At 60.1% G+C, this 19,536-nt stretch carries 13 protein-coding genes; 7 read left to right on the top strand and 6 right to left on the bottom strand.

Annotated elements, in window-relative coordinates; translation table 11 throughout:
- Nucleotides 1-155 precede the first annotated feature (155 nt).
- From N6L25_RS02700 to N6L25_RS02685, 4 genes are all read left to right on the top strand, one after another.
- Nucleotides 156-1,205 carry an AraC family transcriptional regulator gene (locus N6L25_RS02700; protein WP_271977572.1) on the top strand — a complete coding sequence of 350 codons (1,050 nt, stop codon included), beginning with the start codon at nt 156-158 and terminating at the stop codon, nt 1,203-1,205.
- A 383-nt stretch (nt 1,206-1,588) separates the two neighbouring features.
- On the top strand, nt 1,589-3,559 hold the full coding sequence (locus N6L25_RS02695; protein ID WP_271977570.1) for an acyl-CoA synthetase: 1,971 nt from the start codon (nt 1,589-1,591) through the stop codon (nt 3,557-3,559).
- A gap of 572 nt (nt 3,560-4,131) precedes the next feature.
- Entirely contained in the window at nt 4,132-5,151 is a 1,020-nt protein-coding gene (locus N6L25_RS02690; RefSeq protein WP_271977568.1) for an AraC family transcriptional regulator, read from the top strand.
- A 105-nt stretch (nt 5,152-5,256) separates the two neighbouring features.
- On the top strand, nt 5,257-7,311 hold the full coding sequence (locus N6L25_RS02685; protein ID WP_271977566.1) for an alkyl/aryl-sulfatase: 2,055 nt from the start codon (nt 5,257-5,259) through the stop codon (nt 7,309-7,311).
- 97 nt (nt 7,312-7,408) lie between these two features.
- Here the strand turns inward: N6L25_RS02685 and N6L25_RS02680 are convergent, their stop codons facing one another.
- The 4 genes from N6L25_RS02680 to N6L25_RS02665 all read right to left on the bottom strand — a co-directional run bounded on the left by N6L25_RS02680 (nt 7,409) and on the right by N6L25_RS02665 (nt 12,996).
- Nucleotides 7,409-8,317 carry a LysR substrate-binding domain-containing protein gene (locus N6L25_RS02680; RefSeq protein ID WP_271977564.1) on the bottom strand — a complete coding sequence of 303 codons (909 nt, stop codon included), beginning with the start codon at nt 8,315-8,317 and terminating at the stop codon, nt 7,409-7,411.
- A gap of 219 nt (nt 8,318-8,536) precedes the next feature.
- Entirely contained in the window at nt 8,537-10,033 is a 1,497-nt protein-coding gene (locus N6L25_RS02675) for a CoA-acylating methylmalonate-semialdehyde dehydrogenase (protein WP_271977562.1), read from the bottom strand.
- A gap of 93 nt (nt 10,034-10,126) precedes the next feature.
- The gene (locus N6L25_RS02670; RefSeq protein WP_271977560.1) at nt 10,127-11,284 is read right to left on the bottom strand and encodes an iron-containing alcohol dehydrogenase; all 1,158 of its coding nucleotides are present in this window, start codon (nt 11,282-11,284) and stop codon (nt 10,127-10,129) included.
- Between the two features lie 71 nt (nt 11,285-11,355).
- Nucleotides 11,356-12,996 carry a BCCT family transporter gene (locus N6L25_RS02665; protein ID WP_271977558.1) on the bottom strand — a complete coding sequence of 547 codons (1,641 nt, stop codon included), beginning with the start codon at nt 12,994-12,996 and terminating at the stop codon, nt 11,356-11,358.
- Between the two features lie 377 nt (nt 12,997-13,373).
- On the opposite strand from N6L25_RS02665, the gene N6L25_RS02660 reads away from it, so the two are divergent.
- Entirely contained in the window at nt 13,374-15,887 is a 2,514-nt protein-coding gene (locus N6L25_RS02660) for a CoA transferase (protein WP_271977556.1), read from the top strand.
- Between the two features lie 191 nt (nt 15,888-16,078).
- Here the strand turns inward: N6L25_RS02660 and N6L25_RS02655 are convergent, their stop codons facing one another.
- Entirely contained in the window at nt 16,079-16,747 is a 669-nt protein-coding gene (locus tag N6L25_RS02655; RefSeq protein ID WP_271977553.1) for a DNA-3-methyladenine glycosylase I, read from the bottom strand.
- Nucleotides 16,748-16,829: 82 nt separating this feature from the next.
- On the opposite strand from N6L25_RS02655, the gene N6L25_RS02650 reads away from it, so the two are divergent.
- Nucleotides 16,830-17,000 (top strand): DUF2897 family protein, encoded by a 171-nt coding sequence (locus tag N6L25_RS02650; RefSeq protein ID WP_271977551.1) that lies wholly within the window; start codon nt 16,830-16,832, stop codon nt 16,998-17,000.
- 2 nt (nt 17,001-17,002) lie between these two features.
- Here N6L25_RS02650 and N6L25_RS02645 read toward each other — a convergent pair whose 3' ends face one another.
- On the bottom strand, nt 17,003-17,950 hold the full coding sequence (locus N6L25_RS02645; RefSeq protein WP_271977549.1) for a LysR family transcriptional regulator: 948 nt from the start codon (nt 17,948-17,950) through the stop codon (nt 17,003-17,005).
- A 154-nt stretch (nt 17,951-18,104) separates the two neighbouring features.
- Between N6L25_RS02645 and N6L25_RS02640 the strand changes: the two genes are divergently transcribed.
- A complete protein-coding gene (locus N6L25_RS02640) occupies nt 18,105-19,520 on the top strand; it encodes an acetyl-CoA carboxylase biotin carboxylase subunit (RefSeq protein ID WP_271977547.1) in 1,416 nt (471 codons plus the stop codon).
- The last annotated feature ends 16 nt before the right edge of the window (nt 19,521-19,536 follow it).

The following is a 19,536-nucleotide window of genomic DNA, read 5'->3' as shown; positions in this document are numbered from 1 at the left end:
GAATGATCACCTGATAGGCTATTCTTTAGTCGAGATGTTGCTTGCGAAGGCCCCAATGCGTTCTCACGATCAGGTCAGGATCACGATTTACGAAGAGTTCAGGGCATGGCAGCCGCACTTACAACACCAAACACATATGCAAAGTTACTAGTGTGATGGAAAGCAGTTACGACGAAAGCACTGAAAACAGTCGCACCGTTCGAGCGGGCTTGGTGCGCCACTTGATTGCCAGTGCTGTAGCCAGTGGTCTTGCCATCGACCAGATTATGGACACCGCCCATTTGAACCTGGAGTCGCTTGCCGACCCCAATGGACGGGTTCCTGTTGCTACGCTGGAACACCTGGTCTGCGCTGCGACAGCTACCAGTCAGGACCCATTGCTCGGCTTGCATATGTCCGAGCAGGCGGATGCCACAGACTTCGGCGTGGTCGGTCATTTGCGACTGGCCTGTGGCACGCTGCGAGAAATTATCGACATGACAATGCGCTATGAGCGTTTGGTGGGGGATTTCGGTCTGACCAGCCTTTCCTACGGACCCGGCTCTGTGCTGTGGTGCTGGGATTGCCTTAGCGACAACCCTCTGTTCAGGAGGCAGGCAACCGAGTACATCATGGGCTGCTGGCTCTCTATTCATTTAGGCATGTTGCAACAACTGCCGCCGCCCTTACTCGCTGTTCACTTTCAGCACGGGCCTCCGAGCGATCCTGGTTTGCTGACGGAGTACCAGCGAATATTCGGATGCCCAGTTCATTTCAGTCAGCGAGAGTCGGCCCTGGCCCTGCCCATCGACGCTCTGAAACGACCCTTATCTCACCCCGACTCCGAGTTACAGGGTGTGCTTGAGAGCCATGCCCGAATATTGATAGAGCAGCAAAGCCAGGCTGACACCTTTATCAACCGTGCGCGAACACAACTGCGCGCCCTGCTTAGGCAGGGTGATGCATCAAAGGATTCGTTAGCGTCAGCGCTTGGAATCAGCAGCCGACATTTACATCGCCAACTGCGCCGGGAAAACTTCAGTTATCAACAACTCGTCAATGAGCTTCGCCTTGAGCTGGCCCGCCTTTACCTCGCCAATGGCAGTGACAGCATTGAAGCCGTGGCCTTTCGGCTCAAATTTTCCGAAAGTCAGTCCTTTATCCGCTGGTTCCGGAAAATGGCCGGGGTAACGCCGGGGCAATATCGGAAGAGCATACAGAACTGAGGCCCCCAGGGAACCTCCGAAATACTCCAGAGCACCACTGGTGCCTCAAGGGCCATTCCCAATCAAGACAAGGTGTTTCAGGAATCCCTGGTCCTTGCGAACAGTCGCAATGCAAATCGCGCCAAGCTTCTACAGCCGTCCTTTTTAGCTGGATAAGACCCGTTAACCAAACCGTAATTAGTGTCTGTGTACAGTTTCACCAAACTCATCACGGCCGAAATTGTGCATTAAAGGTCCTTATCGCTACACTGCTGAGCCCCCCCTTGCTTCGCTATGCTACCCACGGAGTCATCAACCGGCCAAACACGCTTGCCAGTGGTGGCCTGATTCGCTACCAGCGACATAAAAGTTCCAGGTCGCTCGCATACAGGGTATTGATAGTGGTGGAAGCACGTAACAACGAGATCATCCGTGGCGTCGGCTCAATTGCCGACGTAGAAGCCATTGAGGCAACCGGTGTCCCCAGCGATCTGCCCAACAGCACCTATGACATGCTTAGGCGAGGCGCAGAACTTGACCCTACCGCGCCCGCCTTATCGTTCTTTCTGAGTGTTAAAGGGCACAAACGTCCGGAAGTGTGGAGCTATGCCGAATTTCTGGCCCAGGTAACCCAAGCCGCTAACCTATTCCATTCCCTGGGTGTGGGAAAAGACGATGTCGTGGCCTATGTGTTACCCAATCTACCAGAAACGCATTTCACCATCTGGGGTGGCCAGGCCGCCGGAATCGTAGCTGCCATCAACCCCTTGTTGGAGCCGTCGGCAATTGCCGAACTGCTCAATGCCACTGGGGCTCGTGTACTCGTCACACTGGCACCGTTTCCAGGCGTCGACCTATGGCAAAAGATTCATCAGGTGTTACCGCTGACTCTGGGAATAGAGCACCTGGTCCTGGTGAATATGGCGGATCGCGTCAAAGCTCCAGGCAAACTTGTGGCCAGAATCGTTCAGTGGGCGGAGTCGTGCAGACTGCATGCACCCGGCGGGCTGCATCGCTCGTTACCGCCATCCATTCAGCTCCATGACTTCAATAAGGCCACCAGCGCCCAACCCTCTAGACACTTGGTAAGCGGACGCTCGATCGAGCCGGAGGACTTCTCTTCCTATTTTTGTACCGGGGGAACAACAGGCACCCCGAAGATCGCCATGCGCCGCCACCGAAACGAGGTGTTCAATGCGTGGAGCGCTGCCCGCTTCCAGGCTGACAACTTTGGTCAAGGCAAAACCGTGCTGTGCGGCCTTCCACTGTTTCACGTCAACGGCGTACTGGTTACCGGCCTCGTACCCTTTTCGAAGGGTGCGCATGTGCTGCTGGCAACCCCCCAAGGCTATAGGGCGGAAGGTATCATTGAGCGATTCTGGGAGATTGTCGATCAGCATCGGATCAATTTCTTCAGCGGTGTCCCCACGCTCTTTGCGTCACTGCTTCAGGTTCCCATTGAAGATCACGATGTCAGTTCCCTCGAATACGCCCTTTGCGGGGCAGCGCCTATGCCTCGAGAGGTGCTGCGCAGTTTTCAGGAAAGGACCGGGCTGAAAATTCTGGAAGGCTACGGTCTGACGGAAGGGACATGTGCCAGCACGACCAACCCACCATTGGGGGAAACAAAGACCGGCTCTATCGGACTCCGCTTACCGTTCCAGAACATGCGGGTAGTGGAGCTCGATGATGACGGTGGCTTCAACCGAATCTGCGGTGTTGGCGAGGTTGGTGTAATCGCCCTGAATGGCCCCAATGTCTTTGCCGGCTATAAAGTCCAGGAGCATAACAAGGGTATTTGGCTGGACTTGGGTGATGGAGAAAAGTGGCTTAATACGGGTGATCTTGGCTGGCAGGATTCGGACGGATTCTTTTATCTCACAGGCCGTAAGAAGGAGTTGATCATCCGAGGCGGCCATAACATTGACCCATTAATCATTGAGGAACCACTGCACCGCCACCCCGCAGTCCAGACTGCGGCGGCTGTTGGTCGCCCGGATGCCTACGCCGGAGAGGTTCCTGTAGCTTACGTGCAGTTGAAAAGCGGCGCCGCCGTCACCGAGAGAGAACTCCTGGCCTTCGCCGAGCAGAACATTGCGGAACGTGCGGCACGGCCTAAGGGCATTCGCATCGTCAATGAAATGCCCCTAACCGGCGTAGGGAAAATCTTCAAGCCCGCACTCAAACGGATAGAAATAGAGCACGCCATATTGGATGAGCTGAACGAAGCGGGTGTTGGGGTGAGCGAAGTGTTGGTCAGTGAGGATTCGAACAAAGGCTTGGTGCTGAAAATAAGTCTGCTTGATGCATCGAAGGTAGATATCGCGGGCGAGATATTGGGCAAGTTCCCATTTTCCATCAAATTAAAATGGTAAAAGGGGCTTCGGCTTCAGCCTGTGAATCCGCCTCTCTGGACCGTGGCTTATGGCGCTGCCATCAACTGAAATGGCTACAAGAAACCATCCGGAGCACCTGACCGGTGAGACTGTTCCTTGAGCGACCATTTAACAAAGACAACCCCTGCACACACCTCGCAGGGCGAGAGTTGCTATACCCAGGCTGAAGCAACAGCGGCTGCCGTCTCGGTGCGGGTGGGCACGCTATCGATCTGGAAAAAAGTTCCTGGCCTTGACGATTGGGAGATACAATGGCTGTTTCAGTCGCCAATCCCATTGCCCGGACCAAATCTTGACGGCCACCGGCGCCCGCTGCCAAATCAGGCGCTTGTTTTTCGGGTGCCATGGCATACCCCGTCAGCGGATCTTCAGGCACGGGTACGATTGGCCGAGCGTCATGTTGTTGCCATGCTGGATCGGGAGCTAAAGAGATTATTGCGAACTCACAGCGAAACTGGCGAGTTAATGGCTGACTCCCTTGCAGTCATCAACGTTTTATTTCGCATGACTGGAGATAATGCGGAGCCACCCCACAGGCCAAATCCAGCGCCATGACCTCCAACGCCGATCACACCACACTTGCCGCCTGGCCGCTGGCCATCTGTCGGGCGCTGGCGGCCAGGGGCATTCCCGCCGACCCCATACTGGCCCAAGTGGGACTGAACCGCGGGGAGCTGACCGCCCATCCCGACGGCCGGGTGGATATTCGGCTGATGACCGAGTTCTGGAATCAGGTGTTGGCGGTCACCGATGATGAGGCATTCGGCCTGACGGTGGCGCGATATGTCCAGCCCATGCATTTCCGAGCCCTGGGTTTGCTGCTGCATACCACCGGCAACCTGGAGCAGGCACTCCTGAAACTGAGTCACTATTCCGCACTGGTGAGCAACTCGGCCACCACCCGAATCGAGCAAACCCCGTCCTGTCTTGGCTTCTGCATCGCGCCTATCGAAGGCGTCACCATCAGCGCCATGGCCATCGACAGTTTTCTGGCGACCCTCGCCCTGTTTGCCGAACAACTTGGCGCGGAGCAACCGGTCTTGAGCTCGGTCGAACTGATGCGATCACACCCTGAATCCACTGCGCCCTGGGAGCGGTTTTTCAAGGCACCGGTGAGGTTTGGCGCCGAACGCAATGCGCTCTGGCTAAACCGGGCGCAACTGAACAGCCCATCGGTCATGGGTGATCCCCAGCTCGCCGCATTCAACGAATCCGTGGTGAAAAGCTATGTGGATGCCTTGCAGGCGACCCCATTCAGCCATCGCGTGAAGCAATTGGTGGCAGCACAATTGCAACAGGGCGAGCCCAAGATCCAGCGGATTGCCGAACGCCTCAACCTGACCGAACGCAGCCTGCGTCGGCACCTGCGGCAGGAAGGTCGCACCTACCGGGAGCTGGTTCAGCAGTGCCGGATGGAAGTGGCGGAACACTACTTGAGCCACAGTGATATGAGCGTGACCGACATTGCCCTGAGCATCGGTTTCTCCGACACCAGCAACTTTTCCCGTGCCTTTGCCCGCCACGCCGGCAAGAGTCCTTCCGAGTTTCGCACACGCTCCCGCCAAGCTTGAGCGTCGCCGGGACCACTCATGACCGACGAATGTCCGCAAAAGACAAGCCGTCTTGGCCAGCCCCCGTACACTGACCGTGAGGTTCTCTAACAACAAAGGTCTGCCATGCACCCAAAAATGTACCCCAGAATCAACTGTCGCACCCTGCTAATCGCAGTGCTTCTGCCAGCGGCCCTGAGCCTGGCTGGTTGCGACTCGCGGCCAGCCCTGGAGGTCGATGCCAATGCCCTTGGCCATACCCCGGCCACAACCACGACCGCCAACGCCAATGGGCAGGTCCTCGAGCAGCGGCCGTTCGGCAACCGCGAGGATTTCAGCCATGCCCGGAGGGGGCTAATCGCCCAGGAACCGAGCCTGGTCATCCAGCACCAGAACGGCGACACCATCTGGGATATGGGCGCTTATGATTTCATCAATGCCGAAGGTGTCGATGCGCCAGCCTCGGTTAACCCGAGTCTCTGGCGCCAGGCCGCCCTCAACAACATTCACGGCCTGTTTGAAGTCACCGATGGACTCTATCAGCTCCGTGGCTACGACCTGGCCAATATGTCCATCATCGAGGGCGACAGTGGCTGGATTCTTGTAGACCCGCTGACCTCGCGGGAAACCGCCAGCCGGGCCTTCCTCTTCGCCCAGCAGCATCTGGGCAAGAAGCCGGTGCACGCCATCGTCTTCACCCACAGCCACATCGACCACTTTGGCGGTGTGCAAGGCGTGCTCCAACACCTGTCGGAGGAAGAGCGCCAAAACCTGCGAATCATCGCGCCCGCAGGGTTTGAAGAAGAAGCCACCAGCGAAAACATCATCGCGGGCCCCGCCATGACCCGCCGTGCCATGTACATGTACGGCAAGCGCCTTGGTCGCGACGAGCGCGGCCATGTCGGTACCGGCCTGGGCAAAGGACCGGCTTTCGGCAGCTTCGGCTTCGAGGCAGCCACCGACCTGATCCACGAGACCGGGTCCGAGTTGACCGTTGACGGTGTGCCTATGGTGTTCCAGATGGTTTCCGGTTCCGAAGCGCCGGCGGAGTTCACCTTCTACCTACCCGAGCAGCGGGCCTTCTGCGGCGCCGAACTGGTCAGCCGCAACCTGCACAATCTCTATACCCTGCGCGGCGCCAAGGTGCGCGACGCCCGCGCCTGGAGTGCGTATATCGACGAGGCCCGAATCCGCTTTGCCGAAGCCGAGGTCTATTTCGCCAGCCACCACTGGCCGCTGTGGGGACAGGACAGCATTCAGGATTTCCTGATCAAGCAGCGCGACACCTACAAGTTCATCCATGATCAGAGCGTCCGCTTGCTCAACCAGGGCCACACGCCCAATGAAATCGCCGAGCAACTGGAATTACCGGCCGCGCTGAATGAGGATTTTCATAACCAGGGCTATTACGGCACGGTGAGTCACAATGCCAAGGCGGTGTATCAGAATTACATGGGCTGGTTTACCGCCAATCCCGCCAAACTCAATCCATTGCCGGAAAGCGATGCCGCCCGCCGCTACGTGGAGATGATGGGCGGAGCCAGCCAGATTCTCCAACGAGCCGACGCCGACTTTGCCGCCGCGGCCGACATGACGCCCGCCGACGGTAAACAGACCTACCGGTGGCTGGCCGAGTTGCTGAACCATGTGGTGTTTGCAGAACCGGACAATGCCGAGGCCAAGGCCCTGCTGGCCAAGGTGTACGACCAACTGGGTTACCTCGCCGAATCGGCGCCCTGGCGTGACTTCTACCTCACCGGCGCCTTCGAGTTACGCCATGGCGCACCGGCTGAGGGCATCAGCCCGGCCGTGATGAAAGAGGTGCTGGTCAATACGCCCGTGTCGCTGTTCTTTGACAGCATGGCGGTGCGGCTGATGGCTGACGAAGCCGACGGCGAATCGCTGACGGTGAAGATCACCTTTACCGACCTTGGCGAGAGTTACCTGCTGACCCTGAACAACTCGGTGCTGCACCACCAGGCAACCGCCAACGACACCCCTGCGGACGCAACCCTCAACCTCACCCATCCGCTGTTCATCGATCTCCTGGTGGGTGAGGCAGGGGTGAAGGAGCTGTTGTTCAGCGACGACGTAAGCTTTGAGGGCAGCAAACTCGATTTGATCAGGTTCTTCGGTATGCTGGACAAGCCGGATGGCTCGTTCAATATCGTCACTCCCTGACCCGCCGATGGGGACTGACCGGAGGAGCGGCTCAGTCCCTGATCATCCGTTGCCTCCATTAGCTAACAGGTCACCCCGCCAACTCGGATGACCAAACTCAAGACGCCTCTTGGGGGGCCTTGTCGTTTTCGGCTTCCGCCAAGATCCACGAGCGGAAAATCTCCGCGTGCGGATGAATGTACTTGAACGCCGGCCGCACCAGGTGGAAGGCTTCGGAGGTGGCCACGGAATACCCGAACGGCGCAATCAGCTCGCCTTTGCACATCATCTCCTGCACCAGCGAGGTGCGCCCCAACGCGATGCCACCGCCCTGGCGTGCAACTTCCAGCGCGGAGATCAGGGTATCGAACTGCAGCTCCTGGCCCGACTTGACGTTGCCGAAGCCGGCCTGGTCCAGCCAGTATCCCCAGCCTTCCTCGTAGCCGATAACATGAAGGATGGTGTATTCGCCAAGCTGCTCCGGCGAGCCTGGGGGCTGCCGGTCTCCGGCCAGCACCGGGCTGCACACGGGAAAAAGCTCGTCCCAGCTCAGCCTGTCCGCCTCCAGTCCCGGCCAGGTGCCCTTGCCGTAGCGAATCTCCATATCGGCTTCCTTGACATCGTCCTCCACCCAGATATTGCTGGTGAAGCGAATGCCAATCTCCGGATAACGCTCCCGAAACCGGTGCAACCGGGGCGCCAGCCAGGTGGTTAAGAACACCAGGTTGCATCGCACCGTCAGCAAGCGGGCCTTACCCTGGCCGAAGATTTCGTCGGTGGCGGTGGCCAGGCGTCGAATGCACTCATGCACCACCGGCAGGTAGGCCTTGCCGGCATCGGTCAGCTCCAGGCCCCTGGGCAGCCGGGTGAACAGTGTCATGCCCAGTTGCGACTCCAGCCCTTTCACCTGCTGACTGATGGCAGCCTGGGTCAAGTTCAGCTCACCGGCGGCGTGGGTGAAGTTCAGGTGACGCGCGGTGGCCTCGAAGGACCTCAGCCAGTTGAGCGGAGGGAGTTTCTTCTTCATGGTGACAACCCGATTGTGCATTCATAGTCAATTTTCATTGAACTCTAAGCACAGCGCCAGCGTGTTTTTGAAACGGTCCTCGCTGGGGAAAGCGCCCCGCCAGGAAAAACGCGTCCATGTCAGGGTAAAAAGAGCCCCTGACGGAACAAAAAAAAGGCGGCACCTAGCCGGTGCCGCCGAAGGAGCGCTGTCCCGTTCTGGTCCGGGAAGCGAATGCGGTTACTTCATGGTCGGCATGGAGAACTCCACGCCCTCACGCACCCCGGCCGAAGGCCAACGCTGGGTGATGGCCTTGCGGCGGGTGTAGAAGCGCACCGAGTCCGGCCCGTAGGCATGCAGGTCACCAAACAGCGAACGCTTCCAGCCACCGAAGCTGTGGTACGCCACCGGCACCGGCAGCGGCACGTTGATACCCACCATGCCCACCTGGATGTGGTCGGTGAAGTAACGGGCGGCCTCACCGTCGCGGGTGAAGATGCAGGTGCCGTTGCCGTACTCGTGGTCATTGATCAGCTTCATGGCCGCTTCCATGGAGGCAACCCGAACCACCTGCAGCACCGGCCCGAAGATTTCTTCGCGATAGCTGACCATGTCCGGGGTGACGTGGTCGATCAGCGTCCCGCCCACGAAGAAGCCGTCTTCATAACCGGCCACCTGTGGGTTGCGACCGTCCACCACCACCGTGGCGCCCTGGTCCTCGGCGCTGTCGATGTAGCCCACCACCTTCTGCTGGTGCTGACGGGTAATCACCGGACCGAAATCGTTGCTGGGTTCGCAGAAGGCACCCACTTTCAGCGACTGCATCGCCTCGCTCATCTTCGCCACCAGGGCGTCGCCGGCGGCGTCTCCCACCGCCACCGCCACGGACAGGGCCATGCAGCGCTCACCGGAGGAGCCGAAGGCGGCGCCGAGGAGCTGGTTAACTGCGTTGTCCATGTCGGCATCCGGCATCACGATGGCGTGGTTCTTGGCGCCACCGAGGGCCTGGCAACGCTTGCCATTGGCACTGGCCTTGCCATAGATGTATTCGGCAATGGGGGTGGAGCCTACGAAGCTCACCGCCTGAATGCGCGGATCTTCCAGTAGGGTATCCACCGCTTCCTTGTCGCCATTGACCACATTCATCACCCCATCGGGCAACCCGGCTTCCTGCAGCAGCTGGGCGATGAACAGCGTAGAACTCGGGTCCCGCTCGGAAGGCTTCAGCACGAAACAGTTGCCGCACACCAGCGCCATCGGGTACATCCACAACGGCACCATCGCCGGGAAGTTGAATGGCGTGATGCCTGCCACCACACCCAGTGGCTGGAACTCGCTCCAGGCATCGATATTCGGGCCCACGTTGCGGCTGTGCTCGCCTTTCAGCAGTTCCGGAGCACCGCAGGCGTACTCGACGTTCTCGATTCCGCGCTGGAGTTCACCCATGGCGTCGTGTTGAATTTTGCCGTGTTCCTCACCGATCATCGCGCTGATGCGCTCGGCGTTCTGCTCCAGCAGTTCCTTGAAGCGGAACATGATCCGGGCGCGCTTGATGGGGGGCGTCGCGCGCCATTCCGGGAACGCCGCCTCGGCCGCCGCAATGGCGTCTTCCACGGTGGCCCGGGACGCCAATGCCACCTCCCTGGATACCTCTCCGGTGGATGGATTGTAGACTGGCTGACGCCGCTCGCCTTCGGTGGTGAGCTGGCCGTTGATCAGGTGCCCTACTGTGTTCATCTTCATTTCCTCAGTTTAAAAATGCGCGTCTTGGACGGCGGATTGTTGTTAGTCGTGGGTCGTTAGTCGTGTATCGAGACATTGCGACTCGGATTACCACAGCTGGCGGTAGATCCCGATGATTTCTTCGGCACTGGGAACCCGCGGGTTGTTGCCGGGTGAACCCGATTGCAAGGCCTGTTCCGCCATCGTCGGCATCAGCTCGAAGAATTCGCTGCGGTCGATGCCGAACAGTTCCGGGCTCGGCACCTCCAGTTCGTCATTCAGCGCGTGCAACTCGTCCAGCAGTTTGCGATTGGCCACCTCGGTGCTGTCCGCCTGGTTGGCCACGCCGATGGCGCGGGCGCAGTCAGCGTAACGGTCCGCCGCCGCCGGAATCGAAAACTCGGTCACGCTGGGCAGCAACATGGCGTTGGACAGACCGTGGGGCACGTGGAAGGCGGCGCCGATGGGCCGGCTCATGCCGTGCACCAGCGCCACCGAGGCGTTGGAAAACGCCACGCCGGCCAGAGTGGAGCCCAGCATCATGGCTTCGCGGGCCGCCTTATCGGCACCGTCGTGATAGGCCCGCCGCAGGTTCGGGCCGATCAGACGCATGGCCGACAGCGCCTGGCTGTCGCTGTAGGGGTTGGCCTTACGGCTGACATAAGCCTCCATGGCGTGGGTCAGCGCATCGATACCGGTATCGGCGGTGATCCGCTTGGGCAGGCTCAGGGTCAGGTTGTAATCCACCAGCGCCGCCACCGGCATGAAGCCAATCCCGACACACAGCATCTTCTCGTCGTTAGTCTCGTCGGTGATGATGGTGAAACGGGTCACCTCGGACCCGGTGCCGGCGGTGGTCGGCACCGCGATGATCGGCAGACCAACCTGATTGACCAGGCGGGGAAACTTGTAGTCGCGCATCTCGCCGCCGAATTTGCCCAGGATGCCGATGGCCTTGGCACTGTCGATGGGGCTACCGCCGCCGAGGGCAATGATGCAGTCGTAATCGCCCTCGCGGACCCGCGCCACGCCGCTCTGGATCGAGCTGACCGTAGGTTCGGGCACGGTGTCATCGAACACGTCCGCGGTCAGGCTGTGCTGGGCCAGACATTGCTGGATACGCTCCACATAGCCCAGCTGCACCATCATCTTGTCGGTGATGATCAGTGGCCGGCTACACCCCAGGCTGGCCAGCACAGTGGGGACCTGTTCGGACGCACCTTCACCAACCTGCATGACACGGGGAAGAATCACTTGAGTAGACATAATGAATCCTGAATCGAAGAGTTGAAGGTTTTTGGCAGGCACCGCCTCGCTCGCGGCGATGCCTGATGCACTCAAAGGTTGCCAGTGGCCGGTACGGCCGAGGATTCGCGGGCGCTGGCCCGACTTCCCTTCCCCGTCAGTCGGGAAAACCGGGACGCCTTTTCCGGCAGGCTCTCCTCCCGCAGGGACTTGAACAGGCCGTAGATCGCCATGATCAGGATGAAGGAGAACGGCAGGGCCGCCACCACCGAAGCGGTTTGCAGCGCCTGGAGGCCGCCGGCCAACAACAGCACCGCTGCCACGGCACCGATCGCGCCGCCCCAGAACACCCGGTAGCGGGGCAGCGGGTTCGAATTGCCCATGGAGATCAGGGTGCAGATCACCAGGGTGGCGGAATCGGCGGAAGTCACGAAGTAGGTCACCAGCATGACGGTACAGATGCTCGCCATCAGCGTGATCATGAGTTCACTGTCGGTCATCAGCTCGATGGTGGAGAACAGGGCCATGGTGGTGTCCTTATTGACCGCTGCAACCACACCGCCGTCGCCAAACAGTTCCAGGAACATGGCCGTGTTACCAAACACCGTGATCCAGATTGCGGCCAGCAGGGTCGGGGCCACCAACACGCCGAGGACGAATTCGCGGATGGTGCGGCCCTTGGAGATCCGCGCAATGAAGATGCCGCAGAACGGTGCCCAGGCGATCCACCAGCCCCAGTAGAACAGCGTCCACCAACCCTGCCACTGGCCGGCTGGGTCCGGGTCCACCCAGAAACCCAGCTCCACCGCATGTACCAGATAGTCGCCCAGGTTGGTCACCAGCGCGCCCAGCAGGTACGCGGTTGGCCCCACCACAACGAACAGTCCCAGAATCAACATGGTCAGTCGCATGTTCAGCTCGCTGAGCACCCGGATGCCCTTGTGCAGCCCGGTCATCACTGACACGGTCGCGATCACCGAGATAATGGCAATCAGCAGGATCTGGTTACCGGTGGACACCTCAACGCCGATCAGGTAGTTCAGGCCCGCATTCATCTGCTGCGCCCCCAGACCGAGTGAGGTGGCGATCCCGAACACGGTACCGAACACCGCCAACAGGTCCGCCATATGCCCGATGGGGCCGTAGATACGATCGCCGAAGATCGGGTACAGGCTGGAGCGAATCGACAGCGGCAGGCCCTTGCGATAGGCGAAGTAGCCGAGGGTCAATCCCGCCAGGCCAAACAGCGCCCAGCCGTGCAGGCCCCAATGGAAGATGGAGATCCGCATCGCCACCTGGGCGGCTTCTGCGGTCAGCTGCTGGCCTTCGGGAACCAGCGGATTGCTCTGAAAGTGGTAGATGGGCTCGGCAATGCTCCAGAACAGGATGCCGATCCCGATTCCGGCCCCGAACAGCATGGAGAACCAGGAAAAGTTGCTGAATTCCGGCCGGTCGCTGTCCTGGCCCAGGCGGATGTCGCCGTAGCGGCTGAACACCAGCCATACCACCAGAAACAGCACAAAACTCATAAAGCCGATGTAGTACCAGGCCAGATCGGCCGCGATAAAGTCCTTGATACCGGTATAGACCGTGTTGGCCAGCTCGGGCACCGCCACGGTGAACAGCACAAAGGCAAACACCAGTATTCCGGCCCCCAGCGACATCACCGGGTGGGTGCCGACCAGCACCCCACCTCTGCGTAACTTCAATTGACTGTTGTCGTTATTGGTCATTCTTCGTGTCCTCTGTTGGAGGTATCAGTTTGTTGTTGTGCGCCCACGTCCCGCGGGCTAATGCTTCCTGAACCGAAGTGACACTATTTACATCAAAAAAGAGTTCGAAAATGAACCAATAAAATGCACCCCTTAGACCAAAGTTTTTTTATGGCACAGGCGGACCCCATCAGCCATAAGAAAACTTGGGGCTAAGGGCCATTTTTTATTGCTGGTTCCGCCGACATTTCTGTCCCTACCATTGGCGCAATCGAGTCAAGGGAGAAACGCTGACCAACTCCCCGTGTGCTCGACAACAACGAAACGGTTTTCAGCCACAGACCCACACGGCCAGAGTCGGCCGGTATTGGTCCCAGAGACAGGAAGGGCAAACAGCGATGAACAATAAAACTCAACTTCCGTTAACCGGTGTACGCGTCGTCGACTTTGGCCAGCAGATCGCCGGCCCCGCCGTGGCCATGGTACTGGCGGATTTCGGCGCCACCGTGGTGCATGTCGATCCCCCCGAAGGCCCCCAGTGGGACCATCCGGCCAACGCCGTGCTCCATCGCAACAAGAGCTGCGTGCGGCTGGACCTCAAGCAGGACAGCGGCCTGGCACAGGCGCTGGCGCTGATCGAGCAGGCCGACGTCGTGATCGAGAGCTTCCGCCCCGGGGTGATGAAACGCCTAGGTATCGACTTTGCGAAATTGCGCGCCGAGCGCCCGGAGCTGATCACCCTGTCGGTGCCCGGCTTTGCCAGCAACGATGATCTGCGCAAGGAATGGAAAGCCACCGAGGCCGTGGTTGCCGCCACCTGCGGTGCCTTCACCGACATGGGCTTCAACCGGGTGCTGATGGGCGTCAACCCGAGCTTCTCGCCGCTGCCGCTGGGCTCGTCCTACGCCGTCTCGCTGGCCGCCAGTTCGGTGGTACTGAGTCTGCTGGCACGGGAAAAATCCGGCCGCGGCGACAGTATCGAAGTGCCGGTGGCCGCAGCGCTGATGGAAGGCCTGTCCTACAACTCTTACGTCATCGACGGCCTGCCCGAACGCTACAAAACCATGCGTGAACTGGAAATTGAGCATCGCAAGACGCACAACATCACCATGGACCTGAGCTACGACGACCTGCAGGAATACCTGGACCCGTTCTACCGCACCTACGAGTGCGCCGACGGTCGCATGTTCTATTGCGTCTGCCCGTCCCACCGCAACCACGCCAAACGGGCGCTGAAGCTGCTCGGCATTTACGACGAGCTGATGGCCGAGGGCCTGCCCGACGTCAAGGACCTGCACATGCCGATTGCCGAGTGGGACGGTGAAACCTCCATCGGCGTCTATCCGCTGCCGAAGAAATGGGCGGACATCATTTCCGCCAAGATGAAGAAGGCGTTCCTCACCCGCACCTCCGACGAGTGGGGCAAACTGTTCGGCGAAGGCCAGATTCCCGGCGCACCCCACCGCACCACCCAGGAATGGGTGAACGATGAGCACACCAATGCCTCCGGCCTCATAGTGGAAGTGGACGACCCGGAATACGGCCCGATGAAACAGGGCGGCCCCATCGCCTGGCTGGAAGACATCGCCGAGGACATGTTGACGCCGCGTCCCCGCCGTCAGGTCACCGTGACCGAGGCGCTGGCGGAGCTCAGCGCAGTGGCCGCCAGCGAAACCATCACCCGCCCCACCGGCAGCAACATCGCACCGGTCAGCGGCAAAGGCTGGCTGGACGGCGTGCGCATTCTCGACCTGACCAATGTGATTGCCGGCCCCCACTCCGCCGCCTTCCTCAGCCGGTTCGGGGCCGAAGTTATCAAGCTGGACCCGGTCACACCGCTGTATGACCCGTTGATCGGCACCCTGTTCACCTTCCAGACCGGCGTGAACAAGCAAAGCGCACTGGTAGACATCACCAGCTACGAGGGCCGGGAGGCATTCAATCGACTGGTGCGCTCGGTGGATATCGTGGTGATCAATGCCCCGGAACGGCAAATGAAGCCACTGGGACTCGACCATGACAGCTTGCAGGCGGTTCATCCCGGCGTGCTGTTCTGCCGCCTGGACTGCCTGGGCGGTCCTCGCCGCGGCCCCAAGACCGATTACATTGGCTATGACGACATCATCCAGGCCAACAGTGGCATCATGAGCCGCTTCGGCGGTGCCGCCACCCCGGAGGAGCATGCCCACCTGGGCACCCTGGACGTCAACTGCGGCTTCGCTGCGGGCCTGGCCATGGCGGTGGCGCTGTATCGCAAGCACAAGACCGGCCAAGTGTCCCGCGCCCGCACCTCGCTGTCCGCGGTGACCAACCTGGCCCAGGCGCCGTTCGCCTTTGATTACCAGGGGCGCGCGCCGTTCGACGAGCCGTCCGGTCGCGAGGCTTTGGGCAACCATGAGCTGTCCCACTTCTACGCCACCAGCGACGGCTGGGTCTTTATCGATTCCCATCGCGGCGAGCTGGACAAGCTGGAGCAGGTGGAGGGACTGCAGGGCATCAGCGCAGCGGCCAACCTGGGGGATTTCCTGACCCAGGCCCTCGGCCAGGCCCCGGTCGCTTACTGGACCAAGGAACTGCGTAAGGTCGATGTTGCCGTTGCCGAGCCGATGGCCATTGAAAACCTGCGTGGGCAGTACAGCCGCGAAGCCGATGGCACACCGGGCACCGATCTGGGCAGCTTCGCGTTCTCCATCTACCCTGACCACCCCAGCGGCCACTGCATTACCCAGGTGGACCACTACTCAATTCGCCCCAGCGAAGCGAGGGTGCGGGCCTTCACCCCGGCCGAGCGGTTCGGTCATTCCACCCGCGCCGTACTGGCCAGCGTGGGATATACCGAGCAGGAGATCGACTCCATGATCGAGCGACGGATCGCCGGCCTGGGCTGGGGCAAGGAGTACTTGCCCAGCTGAGTCATCGGGCGGGTATTCCTTACCCCTGCCCCACCAGTCAGTGACACCTGCCGGTCGCTTCCGGCCGGCAGGTTGATCTGGCCTCCGTCCCCTCGTCGCGCCCCCTCGTCGCTGCTCTATTAGCGATTGCCTGTTAGCGATTGCCTGTCAGAGCTTCCCGCACAGGCTCGCCGAACGCCGCGAACCAGGGTTTAATCGCCGACCGAATACGACAGAATACGGGACAGATGACTGTACGGCAGCCCCGTTTCCAGGTGCCACTCGTTAAAGGCCTGCTGGGCCTGACTCAAGGCCTTCTGGCTGGTCGGACTGGCGTCCAGCCGTTGTTCCCGGCGCAACCCCGCCACCACATCCTGGGACAGGATGAATCCATCCCAGCCTACCCAGCGCAGGAAGTACTGGGCGGTGTTGCCTCCCAGGCGAGCGCCGTGTTTCTTCAGGTACTGCAACAGCCCCACTTCATCGTCTGAGGGCCATTGGCTCAGGAAGGCCCCGAAACTGCCATGGGCTTGGGCGGCCTCGACAATCATCCGGGCATTCTCGGGAACCGTGCGGATCTTCTGCAGGTTGCGGACAATACGTTCATCCTGGGCCAGCGCTTCCAGCACCTCTGGCGGTACCTGCTGCCAGTAAAGCGGCACAAACCCCTCGAACGCGGCTTCAAATCCCGGCCACTTGTTGTCGATCACCCGCCAGACAAAGCCCGCCTTGAAGATGCACCGGGTCAGCTCGGACAAATACCGGTCATCCCCCATGGCCTCCAGTTCGCCGGGGCCCGGCACTTGCGGCAACAGCGACCGTAATGCATCCTCTCCGCCCTTGCGGGCAGCGGCCTGGTCGTAAATACGGGTAAAAGACATGACATTCTCCCTCAGTCAGTTGTCGGTGGCAGGCGCCGTGGTTCACTATAGAGGAAACAGAAACAACCAGGGAGACACCTCAATGCCCGTGATTGGCTGGGTGATACTGTTACTGGCGTTGGCGATGATCGTCGGCAGTCTCTTGCTGCTGCGGGACAGCGCCCACAGCATGAATATACCCGAAGACAAGCTGGAAAAGATCCGCAAGCGAAAGGCGGAACTTGACGCCGAAGAAGAGGCAGAGGATCGCTAAAATCAGGCCTGGCGCCGCAGAAAAAACTGTTCAAAATTACGGATATTCTGCTGAATGTAGTCGATAAACGCCTGCATCGCCGGGGTGGGGTGTTTGGCCTGCGGGTACACCAGGCACCAACTACGGCGCAGAGGAAAGCCCGGCATCGCAAGGGTCTCAAGACTCCCCATCTCCAGCTCGGGCAGGATGCTCTGCTTGGGCAAGACCGCCACCCCAAGACCGGCCAGTACCGCGTGCTTGACCGCATCGTTGGACCCGAGCGCCATACCTGGATTCATGCTGAGGCGGTGCTGCTGACAATGGGTCTCCAGGGCCAACCGGCTGCCGGAACCCAGTTCCCGCACCAACAACTGGCTGTCGAGAAACGCCTGGGGCGAGACCGTCTCCAGTGCGAGCAAAGGATGGCCACGGGGTACGACGGGGACCAGCTCGTTGTCCAGAAACGGCAATGACACCAGTGGCTGTTCGCTGGGCACCATCCCCATAACAACCAGATCGTCACGGTTCTCATTCAACCGCTGAAGTGCGACCGCCCGGTTGACCACCGTCACGGATACCGTGACCTCGGGATAGAGGTTCAGAAATGCCCGCAACAGATAGGGCACCACATATTGGGCGGTGTTAACCGCCACCAGGCTGAGCCGCCCGGAAACCCGCCCCTCCAGGGCAGCCAACTTACTCTGCACCCGCTCCAGTTCACCAAAAACCGACCGTACACACCGCGCCATTTCTTCTCCGGCCGACGTGCAATACAAACGGCGTCCCACGTATTCAAACATTGGCAGTCCGAGTGCCTGTTCCAGGTGACGCACCTGACTGCTGACCGCGGGCTGGGTCAGGCCCAGCAGTTCGCCTGCCTTACTGTAGCTTTCCAGATCGTAGACCGCCTTGAAGACCTGGAGCTGCCTGAAGGTCAGGCGGCTGGCCAGTTTATGCGTACTCAATGGCATTGGGAATCGCCCTTTTCACCCATCTATAAGTGATCTGTTATATACATCAAAAATAATATCAATTTTTCCTTAGAGTTCTACCCCGCTACGCTTTGCACATCCTTCATTCGGGACGACGAGACGAGGAATCTCCCATGTTGAAGAGGAATTTCCCATGCTAAAGAAAGTCTTGATTGCCAACCGGGGCGAAATTGCGGTGCGCATTATCCGCGCCTGTGCCGAAATGAACATCCGCTCGGTGGCCATCTACACCGAACCCGACCGCTACGGACTGCACGTGAAGCGGGCCGACGAAGCCTACTCCCTGGGCGAGGACCCGCTGGCCGGTTACCTAGACCCCGCCCGCATCGTCAACCTCGCGGTGGAAACCGGCTGCGATGCCATCCACCCGGGTTACGGCTTCCTGTCTGAAAACGCGGAATTTGCCCGCCTGTGTGAGCATAAAGGGGTGACCTTCATCGGCCCCAGCTCCAAGGTCATTCACAAAATGGGCGACAAAACCCAGGCCCGCGACAGCATGCGTGCGGCCGGCGTACCCATCACTCCGGGATCGGAAGGCAATCTGGCCAGCCTGGAAGAGGCGCTGGCACTGGCCAGCGACATCGGCTACCCGGTGATGGTCAAAGCCACCTCCGGTGGTGGCGGCCGTGGCATCCGTCGCTGCGACAGCCCGGACGAACTGAAAACCCAGTACCCCAGGGTCATCTCCGAGGCCACCAAGGCGTTCGGATCGGCCGAGGTGTTCATGGAAAAGTGCATCGTCAACCCACGTCACATCGAGGTGCAGGTATTGGCGGACAGCCAGGGCAATGCGGTGCACCTGTTCGAACGGGACTGCTCGATCCAGCGTCGCAACCAGAAGCTGATCGAAATCGCCCCCAGCCCGCAACTGACCCCAGAGCAACGCCAGTACATCGGTAACCTGGCGGTAAAGGCCGCCGAGGCGGTTGGCTATGTGAACGCAGGCACGGTGGAGTTCCTGCTGTCCGGAAATGAAGTGTACTTCATGGAAATGAACACCCGGGTGCAGGTGGAACACACCATCACCGAGGCCATCACCGGGGTCGACATCGTCCGCGAACAGCTTCGGATAGCCGCAGGGCTGCCCCTGAGCTATCGCCAGCACGACATCCAGTACCGGGGGTACGCCCTGCAGTTTCGCATCAACGCCGAGGACCCCAAGAACGATTTTCTGCCCAGCTTCGGCCGCATCACCCACTACTACGCCCCCGGCGGGCCGGGCGTGCGGGTGGACACGGCGATCTACACCGGTTACGAGATACCGCCCTACTACGACTCCATGTGTCTGAAGCTGGTGGTGTGGGCGCTGACCTGGGAGGAAGTGATCGCTCGCGGCAAGCGCGCCCTGGATGACATGCGTCTGCACGGCATCAAAACCACCGCCGCCTACTACCAACAGATCCTGGATCATCCGGACTTCAAAGACGGCACTTTCGATACCAGCTTTGTGCCGAGCCATCCGGAATTGCTGAACTATTCAACCAAACGCGACCCCAGCGAAGTTGCGCTGGCCATTGCCGCCACCATTGCCGCCCACGCCGGCTGGTAATCCGCAGGAGGAATGA

The organism is Marinobacter sp. SS21, from assembly GCF_028369065.1.
Taxonomy (GTDB): Bacteria; Pseudomonadota; Gammaproteobacteria; order Pseudomonadales; family Oleiphilaceae; genus Marinobacter.
The sequence above is the reverse complement of the archived record's forward strand: the minus strand, read 5'-3'. Positions and strand labels throughout refer to the sequence as shown.